Origin of the sequence: Photobacterium iliopiscarium, assembly GCF_003026395.1 — a bacterium.
GTDB lineage: Bacteria > Pseudomonadota > Gammaproteobacteria > Enterobacterales > Vibrionaceae > Photobacterium > Photobacterium iliopiscarium.
In genome coordinates this window covers 1-6,451 of record NZ_PYOO01000027.1, presented here as the reverse complement: position 1 = coordinate 6,451, position 6,451 = coordinate 1, and the positions used below count along the sequence as shown (strand labels likewise).

At 40.1% G+C, this 6,451-nt stretch carries 6 protein-coding genes and 5 tRNA genes; 9 read left to right on the top strand and 2 right to left on the bottom strand.

The features are described from left to right. The first annotated feature begins 2 nt into the window (after positions 1-2). Positions 3-79, top strand: a tRNA-Asp gene (locus tag C9J51_RS19210). A gap of 674 nt (positions 80-753) precedes the next feature. Here C9J51_RS19210 and pssA read toward each other — a convergent pair. Further along, positions 754-2,103, bottom strand: coding sequence for a CDP-diacylglycerol--serine O-phosphatidyltransferase (gene pssA / locus C9J51_RS19205; RefSeq protein ID WP_045038975.1), 1,350 nt, complete (start codon positions 2,101-2,103; stop codon positions 754-756). 122 nt (positions 2,104-2,225) lie between these two features. After that, a complete protein-coding gene (locus C9J51_RS19200) occupies positions 2,226-2,657 on the bottom strand; it encodes a GNAT family N-acetyltransferase (RefSeq protein ID WP_045038976.1) in 432 nt (143 codons plus the stop codon). A 74-nt stretch (positions 2,658-2,731) separates the two neighbouring features. Here C9J51_RS19200 and murB point away from each other — a divergent pair, with 74 nt between their 5' ends. From murB to C9J51_RS19160, 8 genes are all read left to right on the top strand, one after another. Beyond that, positions 2,732-3,772, top strand: coding sequence for a UDP-N-acetylmuramate dehydrogenase (gene murB, locus C9J51_RS19195; protein ID WP_045040959.1), 1,041 nt, complete (start codon positions 2,732-2,734; stop codon positions 3,770-3,772). After that, complete coding sequence (birA, locus tag C9J51_RS19190; protein WP_045040960.1) at positions 3,772-4,734, top strand: bifunctional biotin--[acetyl-CoA-carboxylase] ligase/biotin operon repressor BirA; 963 nt, start codon at positions 3,772-3,774, stop codon at positions 4,732-4,734. Before murB ends, birA begins: the two co-directional genes overlap by 1 nt. Next, a complete protein-coding gene (locus tag C9J51_RS19185; protein WP_045040961.1) occupies positions 4,734-5,465 on the top strand; it encodes a type III pantothenate kinase in 732 nt (243 codons plus the stop codon). The genes birA and C9J51_RS19185 overlap by 1 nt, the downstream gene beginning before the upstream one ends. 95 nt (positions 5,466-5,560) lie before the next feature. Then, a tRNA-Thr gene (locus C9J51_RS19180) sits at positions 5,561-5,636 on the top strand. 15 nt (positions 5,637-5,651) lie between these two features. After that, positions 5,652-5,736 (top strand) — tRNA-Tyr (locus C9J51_RS19175). Positions 5,737-5,778: 42 nt separating this feature from the next. Then, positions 5,779-5,853 (top strand) — tRNA-Gly (locus C9J51_RS19170). A 12-nt stretch (positions 5,854-5,865) separates the two neighbouring features. Further along, positions 5,866-5,941: transfer RNA gene (locus C9J51_RS19165), tRNA-Thr, on the top strand. 101 nt (positions 5,942-6,042) lie between these two features. Further along, positions 6,043-6,451, top strand: a 409-nt coding sequence (locus tag C9J51_RS19160; protein WP_146144945.1) for a GTP-binding protein, incomplete at its 3' end; no start/stop codon positions are given.

Sequence of the window (6,451 nt, the reverse complement as noted above, 5' to 3'; positions counted from 1 at the left end):
GCGGAGTGGTAGTTCAGTTGGTTAGAATACCGGCCTGTCACGCCGGGGGTCGCGGGTTCGAGTCCCGTCCACTCCGCCATTATTGAAGAAACCTGAATCTAACGATTCAGGTTTTTTTTCGTCTGTATAAAAGTAAGATGATGCAGAATAGACATTACGGAGTGGTAGTTCAATTGGTTCGACTTTTTATTGAGAAGCTTAACAGCCTGTCACGCAGGGGGCGCGCTGATGTTCGGTATGGCAAGTCCCGTCCACTCCGCTATTATTGAAGAAACCTGAATCTAACGATTCAGGTTTTTTTCGTCTGTATAAAAGTAAGATGATGCAGAATAGACACTACGGAGTGGTAGTTCAGTTGGTTAACTTTCTATTGGGAAGCTTAACGGCCAGTCACGTAGAGGGGCGTGCTGATGTTCGGTATGGCAAGTCCCGTCCATTTCACATTATTGAAGAAGCCTGAATAGAATGGTTTAGGTTTTTTTCGTTTGTAGAAAATGGTAATGATAGCGAGTCAGTTCAGTTGACCAATAATGTTCCTGACATTATTTGGCATTTTCTCCATCTACGGCGATCGTTATTTATTGGGAAGTGATGCTGAGGGATGTGTGGTTTTTTGCATGTATTTAAAATGTTGGAATAGAGTGATTTTGACGTTTATTTTTATTGGGTATCTTGATGGATGAGGAATACTGGTGCAACAGATGATAATGACAAGCGCAGCAATAGTAATTATTACTGCGCTTGATATTAGTGCTATAGAATTTGATTAAGGATATGATCAGCTTTAATTCGGCGGATCCGCTTAATTAATTTATTCACTTTGGTGGGGTAAGTGTCGATTTTTTCGATTTGTTTATAGCTACCAATTAAAGTGGTATGAGTCAGTATACAATCAATTTCTTGCTGAGTTTGTGGGGCGAGAAGTTGATTTTTATCATGAATAAGAATGGCGTTTTCTAAGTCAAGTTTCCATGCTCGTGGGTTTAAATTATTACCCGTGACCAGCATATATTGGTCATCGACCCAGATCCCTTTAAGATGAAAGCTATTTTTATCATGCTTCCACAAGTGAATTGCTAGTTGGCGACTTGCGATTGCTGCTTCATTACTTTTTGCAAAATTACGGAGGTTTACTTCGTAGAGATAAGGTAGACCTGCGATAGTTTTAAATGGCTCTGATGGCGGAATATAAAAGTCGTTTGCTGTTTTATCTCCAACAACAATCGTGACCTTTACACCACGTTTTAGTGCTTTAATGACTTCTTTGCTAACGCCACGAGGGAAATTAAAATAAGGAGTGCAAATAGTTAATTTTTGCTGTGCACTGGCAATTAAAGTACAAATGTCTTGATTGAGTTGATTACGACGTTTACCCAAACCAATTAATGGTGTTAAGCCTACTTCATCTGCTGCAATCGCTTCTGATGTGTAGTGATAGCTTGCTTGCTGTAACTCTGCACGAAGGTCTTTAATCGCACTTTTTAATGATTTTGTATCTGGACGTACCGCTTGATTTAGACAATTAACCGCATCACTTTCCACTAAGGTTTCAGTGATAAATTGTGCCATGCTGTTCGCTAATTTGCTGTTTTTAATAACATGGTAGCGATCATAGCGATAGCGTTCATGTTGCGCGAGATAAACATCATTAAGGCTAGCACCGCTATATATTACGGTATCATCGATAATAAAGCCTTTTAGATGTAAGACGCCAAAGACTTCACGATTGCGTACTGGTACACCAAGGACTTCAATTGAATGTTGATATTTCTCGGCATATTCACGGTACAACGCAGCATTACCATCAGATTGACTTGCACCTATAAGGCCACGCTGAGCACGGTGCCAGTCAACGAATACTTTAATATCTAATGCTGGATTACGTTGTTTTGCTTCGTATAGCGCCGTCAGTATACCGCGACCAGCTTCGTCATCTTGTAGATAAAGCGCGACGATATAAATACGTTGTTGTGCTGAATCAATTTCTTGGTACAAACGCTTCCTGAAAGAACTCGCGTCAAAAAGAGTCTCTAAATTTTCGGGCTTGTGCGCAATACGCGGCAGCTGATCTATATGCTGCCTGTTAGCAATAGCTGAATCCATTATCGCCTCGTTTACACGATCTATAAGAAGATAAATTTGAGTTAAGAAGCGAATTATATCAGAAAAAGCAGCAAGTCAACCCATCTCATTGTCAGATATATAACTACCTCACTAAATTGTAATTATGGCTGAGCGTTATATTGCATTGGAATGAGTTTTTTTCCACTATTACAATAACGTTCAAATCGTTGTTGTAAATCATGGGGTAATTGTTGGGGATGTAATGTGAAAAATCCTGCACGCTGATAAAGCATTTCAAGTTCTTTAAATGCAAAGCAATAACACGGCTTTTGTTTTATTTGTGGCATGGCATGTTGAAGTAAGTGAGTTGCCATTTTTTGACCACGGAAGTCAGGTTTGACGAGCATACCTGTTAATAATTGTAATTCACCAATAGATTTAAATCGAACACAACAAACAATGCCTTGTGGTGATTCTCCTACCCATAAAATTTCATCACGTTTGGCTTTCCCTGCGGGATAGAAATCTTTATAGAGTTTATTGACAATGGGTAAACGAATTAAATTTAACGGTTGATAGTGTACTTGGCTCATGGGAAAACACTGCGTTGTGAGATTGAATCGGGTAAAATGAATCAAATAGTATAAAGATATGGTCTCAAATTAACATGAAAGTTTTACATGATCATGGGTTAGCGCCTTATCATACCTTTGGTATTGATGTTACTGCCACACAGATTGTTGAAGCCGAAAATATTGATGATTTTATTCATATTTGGCACGATTCAAGTTTTAATCATATGGCTAAATTAGTTGTAGGGCATGGTAGTAATTTGCTTTTTTGTGAAGACTATCAAGGCGTAGTTATTCTTAATCGTATAAAAGGCATTACTCTAAAAGAGACCGCAACGAATTTTTGTCTTCACGTTGGTGGCGGTGAAGATTGGCATCAATTAGTTTGTTGGTGTGTCGATCGTAATATTGGTGGTTTAGAAAATTTAGCGTTAATTCCCGGTTGTGTAGGATCGTCACCAATTCAAAATATTGGTGCTTATGGTGTCGAGCTTAAAGATGTATGCCAATACGTCGATGTACTTGATGTTATTACTCATGAGATTAAACGTTATGATGCTGAGGCGTGCCAGTTTGGTTACCGAGATTCTGTTTTTAAACATCAATTAAAAGACGGTCATATTATTGTTGCCGTTGGTTTTTGTTTACCGAAAATATGGCAACCTAAAATCGCGTATTCACCGTTGAATCAATTTGATATAACAACGATTACGCTTCAACAAGTGTTTGATACTGTTTGTGAGGTTCGTAAAGCAAAATTACCTGATCCTGCTGTGATTGGTAATGCAGGTAGCTTTTTTAAAAACCCTATTATTTCAAAAAAGGTGCTAAATAAGCTTCTCGGTGATTATCCAGCTATGCCTAGTTATGGTGTTGATGATCAGCATGTGAAATTAGCGGCAGGTTGGTTAATTGATCAGTGTGGTTTAAAAGGTTACCAGATCGGTGGTGCTAAAGTGCACCCACAACAAGCATTAGTATTGACTAATGTTGATACGGCAACGGCGCAAGACGTTATTCAGCTGGCACAGTATATAGTTGATAGTGTAGCAACAAAATTTGGTATAGCATTGGAACATGAGGTGCGATTTATGGCAGCTAACGCTGAAACGCACTTGGCTGAGATACAAGCATAATGAAAGAACATTCAACCCGTTTAGCTCTTATTCGTTTATTAGCTGATGGTCATTTTCATTCTGGTGAAAAATTAGGTTTAGCGTTAGGTATGTCACGCGCGGGCATTGCTAAACAAATTAAAATCATTCAGCAGTGGGGGCTTGATCTATTTAGTGTTCAAGGTAAAGGCTATTGTTTAGCCGCACCGATTGAATTATTGGATAGTCAGCGAATTACTGAATTGGTTAATTGCCCTCAATTAGAATTGATCCCTGTGATTGATTCGACGAATCAGCACTTACTGAATCAGATCGGTCAATTACCGAGTGGGGCGGTGTGTCTTGCTGAATATCAACAAGCAGGTCGTGGGCGACGTGGACGTCAGTGGCAATCGCCTTTTGGTAGTAATTTATATTTATCTACCTATTGGCGTTTAGAAGCAGGTGTTGCTGCGGCGATGGGGTTAAGTTTGGTTGTTGGTGTTGCTATTGCTGAAACATTACAGCAATTTGGTGCGCCTGATATTCGAGTAAAATGGCCCAATGACCTTTATTATCAGGATCAAAAATTAGCTGGTATTTTAGTTGAGATGACAGGAATGGCTGGTGATGCTGCGCATTTAGTGATTGGTGTTGGGTTGAATATTGCGATGCCTACGACTGCGACAACGATGATTGATCAAGCTTGGACTAACCTTAGCGCTGCATGTTCACCATTACCGTCGCGTAATGTGTTGGCTGCAATGCTAATTGATCGAATTCATCAAACACTAATAGAGTATGAAAAAATCGGGTTAAGTGGTTTTGTTGATCGCTGGAATAGAATAGATAATTTTTTAAATCGCCCTGTTAAATTATTAATTGGTGAACGCGTTATAGAAGGTGTTGCTCGTGGTATTAATGAGCAAGGTGCTTTATTACTAGAACATGACGATGATATTACTGCTTATGTTGGTGGTGAAATCAGCCTTAGAGGTTGTTAATGCAATTATTAATTGAAGCGGGTAATACTTACGTTAAAGTTGCTCTATTACAAGTAAGTGGTCGAGTTGAGTTAATTGGTAAATATCCAAGTAAAAAATTAGAGTTAGTATTAGATCCTATTTTAGAACAAAAGATTAAGCGGATTGTTTTTGCGAGTGTTGGACCCGTTGAAGTTGATAATACCATTCAGCGTATTGCACAGGTTGCGAATATACCGGTGCTGCAAGTAAAAACGATGCGTAAAGATTTTGGGGTTAAAAACGGTTATAACGAATACCAATATCTCGGCGTTGATCGGTGGTTAACATTAGTCGCTATTCATCAGCAATTTAAGCGTCCAACTGTTATTGTTGATATTGGGACGGCTTTAACTTTTGATGTTTTAAGTGGTGATGGAAAGCATCTTGGTGGCTGGATTGCGCCTGGTTATCAATTAATGATGAAAGTGGTACTAGAAAATACCACCAAGGTGTTTTCTGATCATGATCATCGCGATCGTCTAAGTTTAGCTGATAATACAGCGGATGGTCTTAAAAATGGTTGCCGTGCTGCATTGATTGGCCTGATTGAGTACGGGTTAAAAGAAGCCCGTGAAAAACTCGCAGTAGAACCTGACGTCGTATTGTGCGGAGGCGGGGTTCGTCACCTTCCTTTGGGTGATATCAAGAATTATAATCATTGTTCAGAATTGGTTCTTGAAGGGCTTGCTTTATATGCGAAATGTAGATAATGGATAAAATTACGTCAATTAATAAAAAAAGCATAAAAAAAGCCATTAAAGTATTGCATCAAAAATCATCATTATCTAGAATGCGCATCAATTAAGCCGACTTAGCTCAGTAGGTAGAGCAACTGACTTGTAATCAGTAGGTCACCAGTTCGACTCCGGTAGTCGGCACCAGTTTCAAGAATATTTGGTGGGGTTCCCGAGTGGCCAAAGGGAGCAGATTGTAAATCTGCCGGCACTGCCTTCGAAGGTTCGAATCCTTCCCCCACCACCATTTTCAAATGGTTAATATAGCGCTACGAGTAAATAAGTTTTTGCGGGCATCGTATAATGGCTATTACCTCAGCCTTCCAAGCTGATGACGCGGGTTCGATTCCCGCTGCCCGCTCCACACTTCTTGTATGCTGATATGGCTCAGTTGGTAGAGCGCACCCTTGGTAAGGGTGAGGTCGGCAGTTCGAATCTGCCTATCAGCACCACTCTTCTCGTCTAAATTCATCCATTTGTTATATACTCAACAAACCCATGTTTGGTTGTGTGGTCGTAATGCCACTAAATACCGTGCCCAGAGGGACTATCCATGTCTAAAGAAAAATTCGAACGCGTAAAACCGCACGTTAACGTTGGTACTATCGGCCACGTTGACCACGGTAAAACAACTCTAACTGCTGCTATCTGTACTACACTTGCAAAAGTGTACGGTGGTACAGCTAAAGATTTCGCATCTATTGATAACGCTCCTGAAGAGCGCGAGCGCGGTATCACAATTTCTACTTCTCACGTAGAATACGATACTCCTGCACGTCACTATGCACACGTTGACTGTCCTGGACACGCCGATTATGTTAAAAACATGATCACCGGTGCTGCTCAAATGGATGGTGGTATCCTAGTTGTTGCTGCAACTGACGGTCCTATGCCTCAAACACGTGAGCACATCCTACTTGGTCGTCAAGTTGGTATTCCTTACATCATCGTATTCATGAACA